Here is an 18,758-nt window from a genome sequence, read left to right as displayed (position 1 = left end):
TGTCCGCACTGAAGTTGGCAATCGTCGGCGGCGGTTCCACCTACACACCCGAGCTGATCGACGGCTTCGCCCGGCTCCGCGACACCCTCCCGATCGGCGAGCTGGTCCTGATCGACCCGGCCGCCGACCGGCTGGAGCTGATCGGCGGGCTGGCCCGGCGGATCTTCGCCAAGCAGGGCCACGGCGCCACCGTCACCACCACCACCGACGTGAGCGCCGGCGTGCAGGGCGCGGACGCCGTCCTGCTCCAGCTCCGGGTCGGCGGCCAGGCCGCGCGCAACCAGGACGAGACCTGGCCGCTGGAGTGCGGCTGCGTCGGCCAGGAGACCACCGGCGCGGGCGGGCTGGCCAAGGCGCTGCGCACCGTCCCGGTGGTGCTGGACATCGCCGAGCAGGTCCGCCGGGCCAACCCGGACGCCTGGATCGTCGACTTCACCAACCCGGTCGGCATCGTCACCCGGGCGCTGCAGACCGCCGGGCACAAGGCGGTCGGCCTGTGCAACGTGGCGATCGGCTTCCAGCGCAAGTTCGCCGCCCACCTGGACGTCGCGCCCGAGCTGGTCCGGCTCGACCACGTCGGCCTCAACCACCTGACCTGGGAGCGCGGGGTCACCCTGCTCGACGCCCCCGGCGCCGCCACCGGCCGCGAGGTGCTGCCGGAGCTGTTGGCCGGCTTCGGCAAGGAGATCGCGGACGACCTGCACCTGCCGCTGCCGGTGATCCAGCGGCTCGGCGTGGTGCCCTCGTACTACCTGCGCTACTTCTACCAGCACGACGCCGTGGTCGAGGAGTTGAAGGTCGAGGGCTCCCGCGCCGCCAAGGTCGCGGCGATCGAGCAGGAACTGCTCACCATGTACGCCGACCCCACCCTCGACACCAAGCCCGAGCTGCTCGGCCAGCGCGGCGGCGCCTTCTACTCCGAGGCCGCCGTCCAGCTGATCGCCTCGCTGCTCGGCACCGACGGCGGCACCAGCGTGCAGGTGGTCAACACCCGCAACGACGGCGTGCTGCCCTTCCTGCCGGACGACGCGGTCATCGAGGTGCCCGCCGAGGTGGACGCGAACGGGGTCCGCCCGCTGCCGCAGCGGCCGGTCGAGCCGCTGTACGCGGGCCTGATCGCCGGCGTCACCGCGTACGAGCAGCTCGCCCTGGAGGCGGCGCTCAAGGGCGGCCGGGACCGGGTCTTCGACGCCCTGCTGGCCCACCCGCTGGTCGGGCAGATCGAACTCGCCGACCAGCTGACGGACCGTCTGCTCGCGCACAACCGGGCCCACCTGCCGTGGGCGTGAGCTTCTTCTCCATTCCCGGCCGGGACGGTCGGGGCAGTCACGAGCGGGGACCTGATGCAGCAGCTTGAGCAACTCCCCGGCGTCCTCGCCATCGACGCCGGGAACAGCAAGACCGACGTCGCCCTGGTCGGCGCCGACGGCAGCGTCCTCGGCCACGCCCGGGGCGGCGGCTTCCAGCCGCAGACCGTCGGCGCCGAGGCGGCCATCGCCCAACTGGCCCCGCTGGTCGCCTCGGTGGCCGCCCAGGCCGGGATCGACCCGGCGGCCGGCGTCCTGGTCTCGCACGTCAGCGCCTGTCTGGCCAACGCCGACCTGCCGGTGGAGGAGGAGGCCCTGCTGACCGCCCTCACCGCCCGCGGCTGGGGCGTCGGCAACACCGTCGCCAACGACACCTTCGGGCTGCTGCGGGCCGGTACCGACGGCCCGCGCGGCGTCGCGGTGGTCTGCGGGGCCGGGATCAACTGCGCCGGGCTGCTGCCGGACGGCCGGACCGCCCGCTTCCTCGCCCTCGGCAAGCTCAGCGGCGACTGGGGCGGCGGCGCCGGACTGGCCTCGGCCGCCATGTGGCACGCCGTCCGGGCCGAGGACGGCCGGGGCGGCCCGACCGCCCTGTCCGGGGCGATCGCAGCCCACTTCGGGCTGCCCTCCGCCGCCGCGCTGGCCGAGGAGATCCACCTCGGCCGGGTGTCGTCGACCCGGCTGCACGAACTGGTGCCGGTGCTGTTCGCCGCCGCCGAGGCGGGGGACGAGGCCGCCCTCGGGCTGATCGACCGTCAGGCGGACGAGATCGTCCGGCTCGCGGTGGTCGCGCTGACCCGGCTCGACCTGCTTGGGGAGCCCGCTCCGGTGGTGCTCGGCGGCGGGGTGCTGGCCTCGCGCCAGGCCCTGCTGCTCGACAACGTCACCGGGCGCCTGGCCGCCGCCGCACCCCTGGCCGAACCCCGGGTCGTGGTCGCCCCGCCGGTGCTGGGCGCCGCCCTGCTCGGCCTCGACCACCTCGGCGCCGACCCGGTCGCCCAGCAGCGCCTGCGGGACGCCTACCCGACCACGGCCCCGGTCGGCGCCCTCGGCTGACCCGCCGGGCCGCCGCCGGGCCACCGGCTGCACCCGCAGGGGCTCGGGGAACAGCGGCGCCGGCCCCGGGGGCGTTCGACCTGCGGGCCGGTCAAGGCACTCGGTCCGGCGGCCCGCACGCCGGACCTCCGCGCCGTTCCCCGAACCATGGACCGCAGCCGGTCAGACCCGGCGCCAGGTGCGCCGGTAGTCGCGCGGGGCGACCCCGACCCGGCGGGTGAAGGCCGGCCGGAGCGAGACCGCCGAACCGAAGCCGCAGCGGACCGCGATCGCGTCCACCGGCAGGTCGGTCTCCTCCAGCAGGCGCTGCGCCGCCAGCACCCGCTGCTCGGACAGCCAGCGCAGCGGCGGCACGCCCGTCGCCTCGGTGAAGCGGCGGGCGAAGGAGCGTTCCGACATGGTCGCGAGCCGGGCCAACTCGGCCACCGTCCACGGGTGTTCGAGTCCGTCGAGGACGGCGGCCCGGACCGCCGAGACCGGGTCGTCGCCCAGTGCGTCCGGCACCGGGGAGGGTATGAACTGCGCCTGCCCGCCCGAGCGGAACGGTGCGGTGACCATCGCCCGGGCCACCGCGGCCGCCGTCTGCTGGCCGTGCGCCGCCCGGACCAGGTGCAGGCAGAGGTCGATCCCGGCCGCCACCCCGGCCGAGGTCCAGACCGCGCCGTCGCCGGTGAAGAGCACCCCCGGGTCGACCTGGACCGCCGGGTGACGGCGCGCCAGTTCGGCGGCCAGGTACCAGTGCGTGGTGGCCCGGCGGCCGTCCAGCAGACCGGCGTCCGCGACCACGAAGGCGCCCGCGCAGAGGGCGGCGATCGGGATCCCGGCCGCGTGCACGGCGCGCAGCGCCTCCAGCACCTCCTCCGGTGCCCGTACGGTCGGGTCGGTGACCCCGGGCACCACCACCAGGTCGCAGCCCAGCAGCGCGTCGAGACCGGCATCCGGCACCCGTTCCAGCCCGCCGCCGAGCCGGACCCGGCTGCCCTCCCGGCCGCAGACCCGCAGCTGGAAGGGCGGGTAGCCCATCCCGCTCCGCCGGTCGTTCCACACCTCGCCGATCACCGCGTAGTCGAAGGCCCGTACGCCGTCCAGGATCAGACATCCCACCGTCTCCATGGCAGGAATCTATCGATCACCGGCGGTCCGCCCGCTCACCCCCCGCGGTGCTCCGGCCGGAGCATGGAGCCATGACCAACACCAGTGCATTCGACGCCCCGCTGACCATCGCCCCCGACGCCGTCCTGATCGTGATCGACGTGCAACAGGGCTTCGAGGACCAGGAGTTCTGGGGCGACCGGGACAACCCCGAGGCCGAGCAGCGGATCGGCGAGCTGCTCGACGCCTGGCGGCGCACCGACCGGCCGGTGGTCGTGGTGCAGCACGCGACGGCGCGCGGCCCGCTCACCCCCGGCACCCCGGGCTACGAACTCAAGCCCGTGGTGGCCGGGGTCGAGGCCGACCTGTTCATCACCAAGACCGTGAACAGCGCCTTCTATGGCACCCCCGACCTGCACGAGTGGCTGCAGCAGCGCGGCGCCACCCAGCTGGTGACGGTCGGGATCATGACCAACGTCTGCAACGAGACCACCGCCCGGATGGGCGGCAACCTCGGCTACGACGTGGTCTTCCCGATCGACGCCATGCACACCTTCGCGATGGCGGGCCCGGACGGCGTGAGCATCCCGGCCGAGCAGCTGGCCCGGGGCACCGGCGCGGTGCTGCACGCGATGCGCTTCGCCAAGGTGGTCACCACCGGGGACGTGCTCAAGGCGGTCTGACCCGGCGCCTGACCCGGTGTCAGTGCCCCTGCTCGCGCAGCCAGGCGGCGAGGTGCTTGCCGCAGGCGTCCACCGACTCGCGCCAGGTGCGGTCCGCGCCCGTGCCCGCCTCGTCGCTCACGTGCTTGACCAGCCGCACCGGCAGGCCGGCCCGCCGGGCCACGGTGGCGATCGCGTAGCCCTCCATGTCGACCAGGTCGGCCTGCTCGGCCAGCCGGTCCCGGGCGGCCGGGTCGGAGACGAACAGGTCCCCGGTCGCCAGCACCGGTCCGCTGGCCAGGTCCAACCCGATCGGGGCACCGTAGGTCCGGCCGGTGAGCGCGCGCAGCACGGGGGTGTCGAGGTCGTGCTGGAGCACCCGGGCCACCTCGTGCGTCCCCTCCCAGCCGGAGCGCAGCGCGCCCGCGGTACCGAGGTTGAGGATCTCGGTGGGCCGCTCGCCCCGGGCCAGCACGGTCGCCAGGGCCGCGGTGGCGTTGATCTTCCCTATGCCGGTGAGCAGGATCGGGAGCGAGTCGCCGAAGTGGGCGGCCTCCTCCTCCGCGGCGACCACGAGCAGCGGGCGGTCAGGAGTGATGGTTCCGAGCAGACGCATGCCTCCCATGGTAGATCGGCCGGCCTCCCCTCCCCGGGGCCCGGCCTTCTCCTGATCGCGGGGAACCGCATAGGGTGCGTCCCGCGTCGCCCGTGACGGAAGACCCGTACCTCAAGATCGGCGCAACTCAAGTGTGGCGGTCGGACCCGGCGGCCATACTGCTCGCAACGGACCGTACTCCGAACGCGGAGGGTCCACGGGGAGGGTGGGGCAGGTGGCGACACCGGTGGTGACAGGCGTGCGCACGCCGGCGGCAACGGCGGCACAGCAGCGGCTGCGACAGCTGACCGGCACCGCGCCGGCCCGGCTGCGCGCGGCCGGGGCGGTGCTGACCGCGCTGGTGCTGCTGTTCGGCGTCCTGACGGCCTGGCAGGTGAGCACCCGGGCCGCGGCCGCCGACCAGGTGGTGACGCACAGTCAGCCGCTCAGCCAGGACGCCGCCGAGATCTACCGCTCGCTGGCGGACGCGGACACCACCGCGGCCTCCGCCTTCCTGCTCGCGGGCAACGCCCCGCCGGCCCTGCGCGAGCGGTACGAGGGCGATCTGGCCACCGCGGCCCGGCTGCTCGCCCAGGCCGCCGCGCGGACCGACGCCAGCTCGGACGCCCAGCGCTGGGTGGCCGAGCTGAACCAGCAGCTCCCGCAGTACGCCGGCCTGGTGGAGACCGCCCGGGCCAACGACCGGCAGGGGCTGCCGCTCGGCGGGGCCTACCTGCGGTACGCCTCCAAGCAGATGCAGGGCACCCTGCTGCCGACCGCGCAGCGGCTGGTGGAGGCGGAGAACCGGCAGCTGAACAGCGACTACACGGCGGCCGAGTCCTTCGCCTGGACGGCGTTCGGCTTCGGCGTGCTCACCCTGGGCGCGCTGGTCTGGTGCCAGGTGCTGCTGCTGCGCCGGACCAACCGGGTGTTCAACCTCGGCCTGGTGGGGGCGTCGGCGGCGGTGCTGGCCACGCTGCTCTGGCTGGTGGTCGGCACCTTCCTGGCCCAGCTGAACCTCGGTGACAGCCGGACCCACGGTGCCGACCCGCTGCGGGTGCTGAACCGGGCCCGGATCGAGGCGCTGCAGTCCCGGGCGGCGGAGAACCTGGACCTGGTGGCGCGGGGCGGGTCGGACACGTACGACCAGGACTGGCTGAAGTACACCACCGCGCTGGCGGGCGATCCGGCCAAGCGCGACGGCGGCCGCATCCTGGGCGGCACCCTGTCCGACGCCCGGATGAACGCGCCCCGGGACGCCGTGCTGGCGCTGGACCAGGCGGCGAAGCTGTTCCCGGCCTGGAGCGCCAGGCACAAGGCCGCCGAGGAGGGCGACAACTACGCGGCCGCCCTCCAGGCCGTGGTCGGCCCGGAGGGGACGGACACCAGCGCGGCCGTGTTCGCCGCGATGGACGAGCAGTTGGGCAAGGCCGCAGCGGCCGAGCTGGCCGCCTTCGAGGACTCGGCGCAGGGCGTCGACGGCGGGCTGACCGGGCTGGCGGTGGGCGCCGGGGTGCTGGCCCTGCTGGCGGCGGCGGGTGTGACGGTCGGCCTCGGCCGGCGGCTGGCGGAGTACCGGTGATGGTGGCGAAGGGGGAATCGACTGTGCGTACCGTACGGACCAGGGCACTGGTCGTCGCCGCGGCGCTGGCCGCCGGGCTGGTGGGGGCCGGAACCTCCCACGGTGTGGCCGGAGTTGTCGCCGCCGCTCCGGCCGCGGCCCCGCAGGCACCGGCCGCCGAGCCCGCCAAGGACTGCTCCGAGCAGACCCCGGCGCCCAGTTCGGCGCTGAGCGGTCGGAAGGTGCAGGAGATCCGGAGCCGCCCGGGGGCCACCCTGGTCGTCGGCGTGGACCAGAACAGCTACAACTGGGGCTTCCGGAACCCGCAGAGCGGCCAGCTGGAGGGCTTCGACATCGAGCTGGCCCGGGCGATCGCCAAGACGGTGCTGGGCGACCCGAACAAGGTCACCTTCCGGACGGTGACCACGGCCAAGCGGATCGAGGCGATCCGCAACGGGACGGTCGACATGGTGGTCCGCACCATGACCATCAACTGCGACCGCCGCAAGGACATCGCGTTCTCCGCCCCGTACTTCTCCACCGGGCAGCGCCTGGTGGTGCCCAGATCGGACAAGTCGGCCACGGTGGCCGAGGGGCTGCGGGGCAAGCGCGCCTGCGCGGCCCAGCAGTCCTCCTCCGAGACCGAGTTGAAGAAGCCCGGGTACGCCACCAGCTCGGTCACCATCGTGGAGAACCAGCTCGACTGCCTGGTGCTGCAGCAGCTCGGCAAGGTCGACGCGACCCTGACCGACTCCTCGCTGGCCGCCGCCCAGGCCGCCCAGGACCCGACCGTCCGGCTGGTCGATGAGAACATCATCCCGGCGAAGCTCGGGATCGGGCTCAAGCAGGAGGACACCGACCTCACCGCGCTGGTGAACCAGATCCTGCTGGACTACCAGGCGAACGGCGGCTGGCAGGCCGCCTACAACCGCTGGCTGGCCCCCAGCATGGGCACCAACTCCGTGCCCTACCTGCCGTAGCAGCGTCGGCACCGAGACATCGCGCACCGAAGTACGGCGAGACTGGAGAGGAATGACGTGGCGTTCGCAGGAGCTGCCGGCCCGGTGATGAGCCGGGAGGAGGTGGACCGCGCGCTGGCGCGGCTGGGGGCGGAGCGCGACGCGGTGGAGGCCGCGCTGCTGGCTCTGCAGGAGCACGCGGGCCGCCGGTTGCTGGAGGGTGCGGCGCTGAGCGGGCGGACCCTGGAGCGCTGGTCGGTGGCCGAGCCCGGCCTGAACCTGCTCTGGGCGCTGTTCGACCGGTACGCGGAGGCGCTGGCCTCGGCGGTGGCCGTCCGGGCCCGCCGCAGCCGCCCCGGCGGCCCCGAGCTGGCCGAGCTGAGCGAGCTGCTCGGCGGGCCCGCCGTCACCGTCTCCGGCGGCCAACTGCCGGACACCGGCGGCCCGGTGCCGGTCCGGCTGGTGGAGCGGCTCAGCCTGGCCGAGCTGCTGGAGCGGATGAACGCCTGGTACGCCACCGTGTACGAGGTGGTGGCCGCCGCCGACGCGGTCTGGTCCGCGCTGCCCGCCCGGATCGACCTGCTGCTGGCCGAGCTGGGCCGGGTCCGGATGCTCTCCGGTTCGGTCGGGGTGCGCTCCGGCGCGCACCCGCTGGCCGACGACCTGGACGGCCTGGAGCGGGAGTTGACCGAGCTGCGGACCGAGGTGCGGACCGATCCGCTGGCCCTCTGGCGCCCGGGCCGGGTGCCCGCGCAGCGGGGCGGCGGCAGCGGTCCGGCACCGGGCCCGGTCGCCGGGGTGGTGGACACCGAGCGGTTCGACCGGGCCGGCCGGGCGCTGGACGGCGTCCGGATGGAGCTGGACGGGCTGCTCCGGCTGCGGGACGAGGCGCACGAGCGGCTGCAGCAGGTCGGCGACCTGCTGCAGCGGGCCGACGCCACGCTGGCCGAGGCCCGCCGGGCCCGGGGCGAGGTGCTGGCGAAGATCGCCGCGACCGAGGTGCCCGCGGTGCCGGGGCCGACCTCCGCGCTGCGCGAACGGATCGGGCTGGCGGTCGAGTTGCAGCAGACCGGGCAGTGGCACCGGTTGGCGCCGCTGCTGGACACGCTGGAGGACGTGGCCGCCAAGGAGCTGGGGCGGGCCCGCCAGTCGCTCACCGAGGTGGCCCAGCCGCTGGCCGTCCGGGCCGAGCTGCGCGGGCGGCTGGAGGCGTACAAGGCGATGGCCGCCCGGCTCGGGGTGGCCGAGGACCCGGTGGTGATCGAGCGCTTCGAGAAGGCGCGCTGGCTGCTGTGGAGCGCGCCGTGCGACCTGCGCGCGGCGGCGGAGGCGGTGGCGCGGTTCCAGCAGGCGCTGCGGCCGGCGGCGGCGCCCGCCGCTCCGGCGGCCGCGCCGATGGACCGGGTGGACACGTACCAGGACGGACAGGGGGAACAGGGCAATGGGTGAGACCTGTGCCCGGCCGGAGTGCTCCGGCTCGGGGACGATCGACGGCGACGGCTACTGCGACGAGTGCGGCCTGGCGCCGGTGGCCACGGGCACCGCTCCGGCCGCGGCGTCCGTGAAGACGTCGACGTCTTCGGCGTCGGCGTCCGGGTCCGGGTCCGGGTCGGTCAAGGTGGCGCCCGGCGCGACCTGCACCCGGGACTGCACCGGAACGATCGACGCGGACGGCTACTGCGACGAGTGCGGCCTGGCCGCCGAGGCCGGGGCGCTGCCGTTCGTGCCCTCCGCCAGGACCGAGCCGCACTCGGGCTCGATCTCCTCCCGGACCATGTCCGGGCGGTCCCGCTCGCACCGGTCCACCCGGACCGGCAGCGGCCGCTCGGTCTCGGTCCGCAGCAGCACCGGCAGCAGCGGCAGCGGCACCGGACGGCGCGGCAACCTGGGCGCCGGGCTGGTCACCGTCCCGAGCATCCCCTCGGCGGACCCGGCCGCGGCGGTGCTGACCGACCCCCAGGTGCCCGAGCGCAAGCGGTTCTGCAGCAAGTGCGACGCCCCGGTGGGCCGAGAGAAGAACGGCACCCCGGGCCGCCCGGACGGCTTCTGCACCAAGTGCGGCACGGCGTACTCGTTCACGCCCAAGCTGACCCGGGGCGACCTGGTGGGCGGTCAGTACGAGGTGCTGGGCTGCCTGGCGCACGGCGGGCTGGGCTGGATCTACCTGGCGATCGACCGCCGGGTGAACGACCGCTGGGTGGTGCTCAAGGGCCTGCTCGACACCGGCGACCAGGACGCGCTGGCGGTGGCCATCGCCGAGCGCCGCTTCCTGGCCGAGGTCGACCATCCGAACATCGTCCGCATCATCAACTTCGTCGAGCACCCCGACCTGCGCTCCGGCTCCACCGACGGCTACATCGTGATGGAGTACATCGGCGGCAAGTCGCTCAAGGACATCGCCAACGAGCGCCGCACCCCCGACGGGCGGCGCGAGCCGCTGCCGGTCGAGCAGGCGATCGCGTACGCGCTGGAGGCGCTGCCCGCGCTCGGCTACCTGCACGCGCGGGGGCTGGTGTACTGCGACTTCAAGATCGACAACGTGATCCAGAGCGAGGACGCGCTCAAGATCATCGACCTCGGTGCGGTCTCCCGCTCCGGCGACGACGGCCCGGTCTACGGCACCCTCGGCTACCAGGCCCCGGAGATCGCGACCGACGGCCCCTCGGTCGCCTCCGACCTGTACACCGTGGCCCGCACCCTCGCCGTGCTGACCTTCGACTTCCAGGGCTACAACACCACCTTCCGGTACGAGCTGCCCGGCCCCGAGCAGGTGCCGCTGTTCGCCCGGTACGAGTCGTACTACCGCCTGCTGGTCCGCGCCACCGACCCCGACCCGGCCCGCCGCTTCGGCTCGGCCGAGGAGATGGCCGGCCAGCTCACCGGAGTGCTGCGGGAGCTGCTGGCGCTCCAGGACGGGCGGCCGCGCCCCGCGCTCTCCACCCTGTTCGGCCCGGAACTGCGGGTGGTGGACAGCGAGCTGACGCCCGATCCGATCGACCCGACCGCGGCCGCGATGGCGCTGCCGGTCCCCCGGGTGGACCCGGCGGACCCCGGGGCCGGCTTCCTGGCCACCCTGGTCGCCAGCGCCCCGGCCGAGGCCCTGGCCGCGCTCGCCACCGCCCCGGCCGGCTCGGTCGAGCTGCGGCTGCGGGCGCTCCGGGCCCACCTGGAGCTCGGCGCCCGGGAGGACGCCGAGGCGGAGCTGCGCACGCTCGACCAGGACCACGGCGACGACTGGCGGGTGGTCTGGTACCGCGGGCTGGCCGAGCTCTCGGGGGGCCGGACCGAACAGGCGGCGAGCGCCTTCGACGCGGTCTACGACGCCTTCCCGGGCGAGGCCGCCCCCAAGCTGGCGCTGGCCGTCTGCGCCGAGCTGCTCGGCAACGGGCAGGACGCCGCCGAGTTCTACCGCCTGGTCGGCAGCACCGACCGGGCCTACGTCAGCGCCGCGTTCGGCCTGGCCCGGGTGCTGCTGGCGGCCGGGGACCGGAACGGCGCGGTGGCCGCCCTGGAGACGGTGCCCGAGGCGTCCGCCCATTACACCGCCGCCCGGATCGCCACCCTGCGGGCCCGGCTGCGCGACCGGGCCGCCACCGAGCCGCTGGGCGCCGAACTGGTGCGCTCCTCGGCCCAGCTGACGGCCCTTTCGCTGGACGCCCGGCGGACCGAGGAGCTCTCGGTCGAGGTGCTGAACGCGGCCCTGGAGTGGGTGCTGGCCGGCTCGGCCGGAGCCACCACCGCCGAGGGTGCCCCCGGCACGCTCGACGTACTGGGACATCGGGCTGCTGAACGGGAACTGCGGTTCGCCCTGGAACACTCCTACCGAGTGCTGGCGCGGTTGACCGACCGGGCCGAGATCAGGATCGAGATGGTGGAGCGGGCGAACCGTACCCGCCCCCGGACGTGGGTGTGAACCGATGCCGCAGCAGCAGACCATGTGCCCGGGCTGTGCCGAGCCGCTGGACCCCGAGGACGACTACTGCGGGGCCTGCGGCCTGAACGTGACCGGTGACGCGCCGACCGCCACGGCCGCACCGGCGGAGCAGCCGGTGACCGTCACCGCGCCGACCGCCGCGGCCGCACCGCTCTGCGTGCACTGCGGCGCGGCCGAGGTCGCGGCGGACGGCTACTGCGAGAGCTGCGGCGGCGCGCAGCCCCGCCCGCGCGACCACCAGGAGCAGGAGGTGGAGGGCGTGGCCGGGGTCACCGACCGGGGGCTGCGCCACCACCGCAACGAGGACGCCTTCACCGTCGCGGCCACCCGGCTGCCCGACGGCGAACCGGCCGTGCTCGCGGTGGTCTGCGACGGCGTCTCCTCCTCGGCCCGGCCCGACGAGGCGTCGGCCACCGCCGTCGAGGCGGCCTCGGCCCACCTGCTCACCGCGCTCCGGCGGGGTCGGCGCCCGGACCAGGCGATGCGGGAGGCGATCGGCGAGGCCGCCCGCGCGGTGGCCGAGCTGGCCACCGACGGCTTCGACACCCCCGGCGGCAGCCGGAACGCGCCCGCCTGCACGTACGTCAGCGCGATCTCCGCGGCCGGCCTGGTCACCATCGGCTGGGTCGGCGACACCCGGGCGTACTGGATCCCGGACGACCGGGAGTCCGCGGTGGCGTACCGGCTGACCGAGGACGACTCCTGGGCCGCCCGGGTGGTGGCGATCGGGCTGATGGACGAGGCCGAGGCGTACGCCGACCCGCGCGCCCACGCGATCACTGGCTGGCTGGGCGCGGACGCCGAGGAGATCGAGCCGCACACGGTGAGCTTCACCCCGCACGTGCCCGGTGTGCTGCTGGTCTGCACCGACGGCCTGTGGAACTACGCCGAGGCCGCCGCCGACCTGGCCGAACGCGTCCGTCCCGACGCCAGGACCGAGCCGCTGGCCGCCGCGCGCAGCCTGGTGGAGTTCGCGGTGGGGGCGGGCGGCCACGACAACATCACCGTGGCCGTGCTGCCGATCTCCCCGGCGCCGGAGGCGACCCTGCGGACCGTCCCGCTCCAGTCCGCCACCGCCGGGGCGGCTCCGCTCCGCTCGTCCCAGACCCTCCAGCTCCACCGGCCCGGCAGCGGGAGCTGACGGCCACTCACGACTCGTCCGTTTCCCGTCCGCCGATCCACAGAGTGCTCGACAGGAGCAGCAATGGCCGTTCTGTCCCGGTCCCACCCGAGTTTCAGCGTCGACATCTTCCAGAACGAGTACCTGGCCGAGGGTGCCCGTGAGGTGAACGCCATCGTCACCGTCACCGCGACCGGCGGCGGCACCTCGGGCGGGCAGCCGTTGGCCCCCGTCGACGGCGGTGCGGGCGCCGCCGTGGTGATCATGGTCGACTGCTCCGGCTCGATGGACTACCCGTCGGCCAAGATGCGCAACGCCCGGGAGGCCACCGGCGTGGCCATCGACACCATCCGCGACGGGGTCGCCTTCGCCGTGGTGGCCGGCACCCACGAGGCGAAGGACCTCTACCCGGGCGGCGGGAAGCTGGCGGTCGCCGGGCCGGCCACCCGGGCCCAGGCCAAGGAGGCGCTGCGCAAGCTCTCCGCCAACGGCGGCACCGCGATCGGCACCTGGCTCAGCAAGGCGAAGCAGCTCTTCGACAGCCGGGCCGACATAGCGATCCGGCACGGCATCCTGCTCACCGACGGCCGCAACGAGCACGAGCGGGCCGAGGACCTGGAGCGGGTCCTCGGGCAGGCCGCGGGCGTCTTCACGGTGGACTGCCGGGGCGTGGGCACCGACTGGGAGGTGACCGAGCTGCGCAAGATCGCCTCGGCCCTGCTGGGCACCGTGGACATCGTCGCCGAACCGTCCGGGCTGGCCGAGGACTTCCAGCAGATGATGGTGCAGGCGATGGGCAAGCAGGTCGCCGACGTGGCGCTGCGGGTCTGGACCCCGGCCAACGCGGTGATCAAGTTCGTCAAGCAGGTCACCCCGAACCTGGAGGACCTGACCGACCGCCGGGCCGACGCCGGGCCCCGGGCCGGGGACTACCCGACCGGCTCCTGGGGCGACGAGAGCCGCGACTACCACGTCTGCATCGAGGTGCCCGCGGCCGAGGTCGGCAACGAGATGCTGGCCGCCCGGATCAGCCTGCTGCTGCCGCAGCCCGACGGGACGCCCGAGGTGCTCTCCCAGGGCCTGGTGCGGGCGGTCTGGACCGATGACCTGGCCTCCTCCACCCGGATCAGCCCGCAGGTCGCCCACTTCACCGGCCAAGCCGAGCTGGCCTCCTCGATCCAGGAGGGGCTGGAGGCGCACCGCGCCGGGGACGTCGACCTGGCAACGGCCAAGCTCGGCGCGGCCGTTCGGATCGCCCACCGGACCGGCAACGAGAGCACCTTCAAGCTGCTGCAGAAGGTGGTCGACGTGGTGGATCCGAAGGAGGGTACCGTTCGGTTCCGTAAGAACGTGAGCGAGGCCGACTCGATGACGCTGGACACCCGTTCGACCAAGACCGTCCGGGTGAAGAAGTGACCGGCTCGGGGGGCCGAACCGGACTGTTGGAGATGTGGGGGACCTGATGTCGATCTGCCCTAGGGGCCACGAGTCGCAGGCCGAGGACTGGTGCGACTTCTGCGGTTTCCCGATGACCCCGCCACCGGGCCTGGCCGTACCGGGCTCGTCGCCCTTCGCCAGCGGCAACACCCAGCCGCAGGGTGTACCGACCGGCCCGCCGAACGCTCCGCAGGGCGCGCAGTACCCCCAGGCGGGGCAGGCGCACGGGCAGTACACCCAGCCGGGGCAGCCGCCGCAGGCACAGGCACAGCAGCAGTACACCCAGCCGGGACAGCCGCCGGCGCAGCAGTCGCCGTACCCGCAGGCCGGACAGTTCACCCAGTCCGACCTCACCGCCGGGCTGCTCACCTGCCCGATCTGCCGGACCCCGCAGACCGGCCGGTACTGCGAGGAGTGCGGGTTCGACTACGAGCTCTCCTCGCCCGCGAGCCAGCAGCAGCAGCGGCCGGTCGGCGGGTACGGCTTCCCGCCGCCCGCGCCCGCGCCGGTGCCCACCCCGGCCCCGTACCAGCCGCCGGTGCCGCCGCCCCCGCCGATGCCCAGCCCGTACCAGCCCCCGGTGCCGCCGCCCGCGCCCACGCCGGAGCCCTCGCCGTTCCCGCCGCCCGGCACGCAGCACGGCCAGCACGGCCAGCACGGCGGCCAGCAGAGTGGCCAGCACGGCGCGCCGTCCGGTGCACCCGTCGGCCACGGGCAGTTCGAGCAGGGCGACCCGTTCCGCAAGAACGCGGCGTTCCAGGGCGCGGAAGGGCTGGAGAGCTTCGACTCCGGCCCGACCTACGCGCAGCCCGGCAGCGCCCCGGGCGACGAGTTCGGCACCAGCTTCCACCTCCAGCCGCCCGGCGCCCAGCCGGCCCCGGTCCGCTCGACCTGGATCGCGGTGGTCACGGCCGACCGCGACTACTTCACCGACATGATGGCCCGCAGCGGCCCGGAGGCAGCCGGCCTGTTCTTCCCGCCGTACTGCCCGGAGCGGCGGATCCCGCTCACCGGGCGCGGCCAGCTCCGGATCGGCCGCCGCAGCCAGCACCGGGGCACCGTGCCGGAGATCGACCTCTCCGTCCCGCCGGAGGACCCGGGCGCCTCGCACCAGCACGCCCTGCTGGCCGAACAGGCCGACGGCAGCTGGGTGCTGGTCGACCAGGACTCCACCAACGGCACCACGGTGAACGGCGGCGGCGAGGCCGTCCCCCCGCACACCGCGATCCCGCTGAACGACGGCGACCGGGTGCACATCGGCGCCTGGACCACGATCACCCTGCACCGCGCCTGACGGCCCGTCGGCGGGGGCTCCGGCCCCCGCCGACCAGTCCCCCCTGCGTAGGCCCTGGCCCGAACGCCCTGGTGCCACGGTCCTGGTTCCATGGTCCTGGTGTACGACCGCCGGAGCCGTCTGCGACCATGGTCAAGTGACTGACGAGGCGACGTTCTTCGAACAAATCGGTGGCGAGCCGACCTTCCGGCGGCTGGTGCACGTCTTCTACCAGGGTGTCGCCGAGGACGAACTGCTGCGCCCGATGTACCCGGAGGAGGACCTCGGCCCGGCCGAGGAGCGGCTGACCCTGTTCCTGATGCAGTACTGGGGCGGCCCCCGCACGTACAGCGAGGAGCGCGGCCACCCGCGGCTGCGGATGCGGCACGTCCCCTTCAAGGTGGACCGGGCCGCCCACGACGCCTGGCTGCGCCACATGCGCACCGCCGTGGACGCGCTGGAGCTTCCCACCGACGCCGAGCGCCAGCTCTGGGACTACCTCGCCTACGCCGCCGCCTCGATGGTCAACTCGGCGGGCTGAGACCGGCCGGGCACACCGGAGCAGGCAGGCTCAACGCAGCGGGCTTCAGCGCAGCGGGCTTCAGCGCAGCGGGCTGAGCCCGAGGCCGCTGCCGGGCACGGCGGTACCGCGCAGCGCGACCGACCCGGCCGGCGCGCTGAGCCGGAGCCAGCTGCCGGAGCGGTGCGCGGTGAGGGCGGCGCCTGGGGTGAGGAAGCCGATCACGTACGCGGCGTGGGCCGCCCGCAGCGGCAGCGCGGGGGCGGCGGTGAGCGGCCGGGACCAGATCTCGTCCGCGAGCGCGTCCAGCGCCGGGCGGGTCCGGTGGTGTTCCGGGATCCCGGCACTGCGCTGCTTGAACTCCCGGACGGCGGCCATCAGTTCCGGCATCACCTCGGGGGCGGTGGTGGCGGCGATCCGCTCCCAGCGCGAGCGCGGCGGCAGCAGCCCGGCCCAGGCCGGGCCGGTGACCGGGGCGGGCAGCCAGACGGTGGCACCCGCCTCGTCGACGCCCTCCAGCAACTGACCGGCGGAGACGGTCAGATCGGCCTCCTCGACCGCCGCACCGAACAGCCGGGCACTGCGTACGGCCAGCACCCCGGAGCTGCCCAGCGGCAGCCGCCCGAAGACCGCGAGCACCGGCCCCTGCTCGGCCCGGACGGCCTGCAGGCGTACGGCGGCGGCCCGGTCGAAGCGCAGCAGCCGCTCCAGGAACGCCGCCAGGTCGGCGGCTTCCGTGGCGTCGGCGAGCGGGAGGCGGGGCGCGGTCGGCGCGGTCAACGGATCAGCTCACTCGGGTACGGGTACGGGGCGGTGGCGGGGTCAGGCGGCCGCGACGACCGGGGCCTGGTCGGCCCCGTCCATGAATCGGCTGAGGAACTCCCGCTCCACCGGGCTGATCCGGCGCGGTCGGCCCGCCGCCAGGTCGTAGGGGACCACCACGGTGGAGGCCCGGACGTAGACCGTCTCGGTGCCGTCCTCGGCGGTGTCCTTGATCTCGTACGAGACCGTCAGCGAGGCGCCGCCGATCTTGGTCACCCAGGTCTCGATGGTGACCGGCTCGGGCCGGTGCACCAGCGGGAGCTTGTAGTCGATCTCGTGCCGGGCCACCACCGAGCCGCCCGCGAACTCCCCCGCACCGGCGGCGCTGGCCTGGGTGAACATGAAGTCGATCCGGGCCTCCTCCAGGTAGCGCAGGAAGACCACGTTGTTCACGTGTCCGAAGGCGTCCATGTCGGACCACCGCAGGGGGCAGGCGTAGATGTGGCGTGCCACGGTCGATCTCCTCAAATCTCTTGCCCGTCAGCTCGGGTACCCGCCGGAAGCTCACGGGCGCAGGCCCGGCAGACCACCCCAGGGGCAGTCTGCCGGGCCGTTGTTGCACCAGCGTGTCAGCCCCGGGTCAGCTTCCGGTAGGTGGCCCGGTGCGGGCGGGCGGCGTCGGCGCCGAGCCGCTCGATCTTGTTCTTCTCGTACGACTCGAAGTTGCCCTCGAACCAGAACCACTTGCTGTCACCCTCGTACGCGAGGATGTGGGTGGTGACCCGGTCCAGGAACCACCGGTCGTGCGAGATGACCACGGCGCAGCCGGGGAACTCCAGCAGCGCGTTCTCCAGCGAGGAGAGGGTCTCGACGTCGAGGTCGTTGGTGGGCTCGTCGAGGAGCAGCAGGTTGCCGCCCTGCTTGAGGGTCAGCGCCAGGTTGAGGCGGTTGCGCTCACCACCGGAGAGCACCCCGGCCGGCTTCTGCTGGTCCGGACCCTTGAAGCCGAACGCCGAGACGTAGGCGCGGGACGGCATCTCGACGTTGCCGACATTGATCCAGTCCAGGCCGTCGGAGACGACCTCCCAGAGCGTCTTCTTCGGGTCGATGTTGGCGCGCGACTGGTCGACGTAGCTGATCTTGACCGTCTCGCCGACCTTGACCGTGCCGGAGTCCGGCGTCTCCTGGTCGAGCAGCATCTTGAACAGCGTGGTCTTGCCGGCGCCGTTCGGGCCGATCACGCCGACGATGCCGTTGCGCGGAAGGGTGAAGCTCAGGTCGTCGATCAGCAGCTTCTCGCCGAAGGACTTCGAGAGGTTGTTGGTCTCGATCACGATCGCGCCCAGGCGCGGGCCCGGCGGGATCTGGATCTCCTCGAAGTCCAGCTTCCGCATCTTGTCGGCCTCGGCCGCCATCTCCTCGTAACGGGCGAGGCGGGCCTTCGACTTGACCTGACGGCCCTTGGCGTTGGAGCGGACCCACTCCAACTCCTCCTTGAGCCGCTTGGCGCGCTTGGCGTCCTTCTGGCCCTCGACCTTGAGACGCGTCTGCTTGGTCTCCAGGTAGGTGGAGTAGTTGCCCTCGTAGGGGTAGGCGCGACCGCGGTCGAGCTCCAGGATCCACTGGGCGACGTTGTCCAGGAAGTACCGGTCGTGGGTGACCGCGACCACGGTGCCCTTGTACTTCTCCAGGTGCTGCTCCAGCCAGTTCACCGACTCGGCGTCGAGGTGGTTGGTGGGCTCGTCGAGGAGCAGCAGGTCGGGCGCCTCGAGCAGCAGCTTGCAGAGCGCGACGCGGCGGCGCTCACCACCGGAGAGCTTGGTGACCGGCCAGTCGCCGGGCGGGCAGCCCAGCGCGTCCATGGCCTGCTCCAGCTGGGCGTCCAGGTCCCACGCCTCGGCGTGGTCCAGGTCCTCCTGCAGCTTCCCCATCTCGTCGAGCAGGGCGTCGGAGTAGTCCGTCGCCATCAGCTCGGCGATCTCGTTGAAGCGGTTGAGCTTGCCCTTGACTTCCTTGACACCGTCCTCGACGTTCTCGAGCACGGTCTTGGACTCGTCGAGCGGGGGCTCCTGGAGGAGCATGCCGACGGTGTAGCCCGGCGAGAGGAAGGCATCGCCGTTCGAGGGCTGCTGCAGACCGGCCATCATCTTCAGCACCGTGGACTTACCAGCACCGTTGGGGCCGACGACGCCGATCTTCGCCCCGGGGAGGAAGCTCAGCGTCACGTCATCGAGGATGACCTTGTCGCCGATGGCCTTGCGCACCTTGCGCATGGTGTAGATGTATTCCGCCACGTGAGATCGCTCCGGCGTCGTCGGTGAGTATTCGGGTTACAGCCTTCCATTGTGCCGCACGCGGCGGACGCCCCCGAACGCATTACCCGGGGACGGCCGCTCGGGAACGGCACCGGCCCCGCCCCCTCGGCTGTGGAGGGAACGGGGCCGGCCCTGGTCCGGACCTCGGCTCAACCGGTCTGGCTC

16 protein-coding genes are annotated in these 18,758 nt (G+C 73.8%); 11 read left to right on the top strand and 5 right to left on the bottom strand.

The window, feature by feature from the left end:
• Window positions 1-8: 8 nt before the first annotated feature.
• The gene (locus ABT118_RS18450; protein WP_350669983.1) at window positions 9-1,289 is read left to right on the top strand and encodes a 6-phospho-beta-glucosidase; all 1,281 of its coding nucleotides are present in this window, start codon (window positions 9-11) and stop codon (window positions 1,287-1,289) included.
• A gap of 54 nt (window positions 1,290-1,343) precedes the next feature.
• Window positions 1,344-2,363 (top strand): N-acetylglucosamine kinase, encoded by a 1,020-nt coding sequence (locus tag ABT118_RS18445; RefSeq protein ID WP_350669808.1) that lies wholly within the window; start codon window positions 1,344-1,346, stop codon window positions 2,361-2,363.
• A gap of 162 nt (window positions 2,364-2,525) precedes the next feature.
• Here the strand turns inward: ABT118_RS18445 and ABT118_RS18440 are convergent, their stop codons facing one another.
• On the bottom strand, window positions 2,526-3,476 hold the full coding sequence (locus ABT118_RS18440) for a GlxA family transcriptional regulator (protein ID WP_350669807.1): 951 nt from the start codon (window positions 3,474-3,476) through the stop codon (window positions 2,526-2,528).
• Between the two features lie 71 nt (window positions 3,477-3,547).
• Here ABT118_RS18440 and ABT118_RS18435 point away from each other — a divergent pair, with 71 nt between their 5' ends.
• Entirely contained in the window at window positions 3,548-4,138 is a 591-nt protein-coding gene (locus tag ABT118_RS18435) for a cysteine hydrolase family protein (RefSeq protein WP_350669806.1), read from the top strand.
• A gap of 19 nt (window positions 4,139-4,157) precedes the next feature.
• Here the strand turns inward: ABT118_RS18435 and ABT118_RS18430 are convergent, their stop codons facing one another.
• The gene (locus tag ABT118_RS18430) at window positions 4,158-4,733 is read right to left on the bottom strand and encodes a nucleosidase (protein ID WP_350669805.1); all 576 of its coding nucleotides are present in this window, start codon (window positions 4,731-4,733) and stop codon (window positions 4,158-4,160) included.
• A gap of 238 nt (window positions 4,734-4,971) precedes the next feature.
• On the opposite strand from ABT118_RS18430, the gene ABT118_RS18425 reads away from it, so the two are divergent.
• From ABT118_RS18425 to ABT118_RS18390, 8 genes are all read left to right on the top strand, one after another.
• A complete protein-coding gene (locus ABT118_RS18425) occupies window positions 4,972-6,294 on the top strand; it encodes a GlnX family signal transduction membrane protein (RefSeq protein WP_350669804.1) in 1,323 nt (440 codons plus the stop codon).
• Window positions 6,295-6,317: 23 nt separating this feature from the next.
• Window positions 6,318-7,253, top strand: a complete 936-nt coding sequence (locus tag ABT118_RS18420; RefSeq protein ID WP_350669803.1) for a glutamate ABC transporter substrate-binding protein — start codon at window positions 6,318-6,320, stop codon at window positions 7,251-7,253.
• An 87-nt stretch (window positions 7,254-7,340) separates the two neighbouring features.
• On the top strand, window positions 7,341-8,681 hold the full coding sequence (locus ABT118_RS18415) for a hypothetical protein (RefSeq protein WP_350669982.1): 1,341 nt from the start codon (window positions 7,341-7,343) through the stop codon (window positions 8,679-8,681).
• Window positions 8,674-11,145, top strand: a complete 2,472-nt coding sequence (locus tag ABT118_RS18410) for a serine/threonine-protein kinase (protein ID WP_350669802.1) — start codon at window positions 8,674-8,676, stop codon at window positions 11,143-11,145. Before ABT118_RS18415 ends, ABT118_RS18410 begins: the two co-directional genes overlap by 8 nt.
• Window positions 11,146-11,149: 4 nt before the next feature.
• Window positions 11,150-12,307: a PP2C family protein-serine/threonine phosphatase gene (locus tag ABT118_RS18405; protein ID WP_350669801.1), complete on the top strand. Its 1,158-nt coding sequence runs from the start codon at window positions 11,150-11,152 to the stop codon at window positions 12,305-12,307.
• Between the two features lie 63 nt (window positions 12,308-12,370).
• Window positions 12,371-13,702, top strand: coding sequence for a vWA domain-containing protein (locus ABT118_RS18400; RefSeq protein WP_350669800.1), 1,332 nt, complete (start codon window positions 12,371-12,373; stop codon window positions 13,700-13,702).
• A 46-nt stretch (window positions 13,703-13,748) separates the two neighbouring features.
• Window positions 13,749-15,017: an FHA domain-containing protein gene (locus ABT118_RS18395; protein ID WP_350669799.1), complete on the top strand. Its 1,269-nt coding sequence runs from the start codon at window positions 13,749-13,751 to the stop codon at window positions 15,015-15,017.
• Between the two features lie 136 nt (window positions 15,018-15,153).
• Window positions 15,154-15,537 (top strand): globin, encoded by a 384-nt coding sequence (locus ABT118_RS18390; protein ID WP_350669798.1) that lies wholly within the window; start codon window positions 15,154-15,156, stop codon window positions 15,535-15,537.
• A 60-nt stretch (window positions 15,538-15,597) separates the two neighbouring features.
• Here ABT118_RS18390 and ABT118_RS18385 read toward each other — a convergent pair whose 3' ends face one another.
• From ABT118_RS18385 to ettA, 3 genes are all read right to left on the bottom strand, one after another.
• Window positions 15,598-16,296 (bottom strand): DUF8010 domain-containing protein, encoded by a 699-nt coding sequence (locus tag ABT118_RS18385; protein ID WP_350669797.1) that lies wholly within the window; start codon window positions 16,294-16,296, stop codon window positions 15,598-15,600.
• Between the two features lie 42 nt (window positions 16,297-16,338).
• Window positions 16,339-16,791, bottom strand: a complete 453-nt coding sequence (locus tag ABT118_RS18380; RefSeq protein WP_350669796.1) for an acyl-CoA thioesterase — start codon at window positions 16,789-16,791, stop codon at window positions 16,339-16,341.
• Window positions 16,792-16,907: 116 nt separating this feature from the next.
• The gene (gene ettA / locus ABT118_RS18375) at window positions 16,908-18,572 is read right to left on the bottom strand and encodes an energy-dependent translational throttle protein EttA (protein ID WP_350669795.1); all 1,665 of its coding nucleotides are present in this window, start codon (window positions 18,570-18,572) and stop codon (window positions 16,908-16,910) included.
• Window positions 18,573-18,758: the final 186 nt, after the last annotated feature.

The organism is Kitasatospora sp. NPDC002040 (genome assembly GCF_040296785.1).
Taxonomy (GTDB): Bacteria; Actinomycetota; Actinomycetes; order Streptomycetales; family Streptomycetaceae; genus Kitasatospora.
This window is presented reverse-complemented; position numbering and strand designations above follow the sequence as displayed.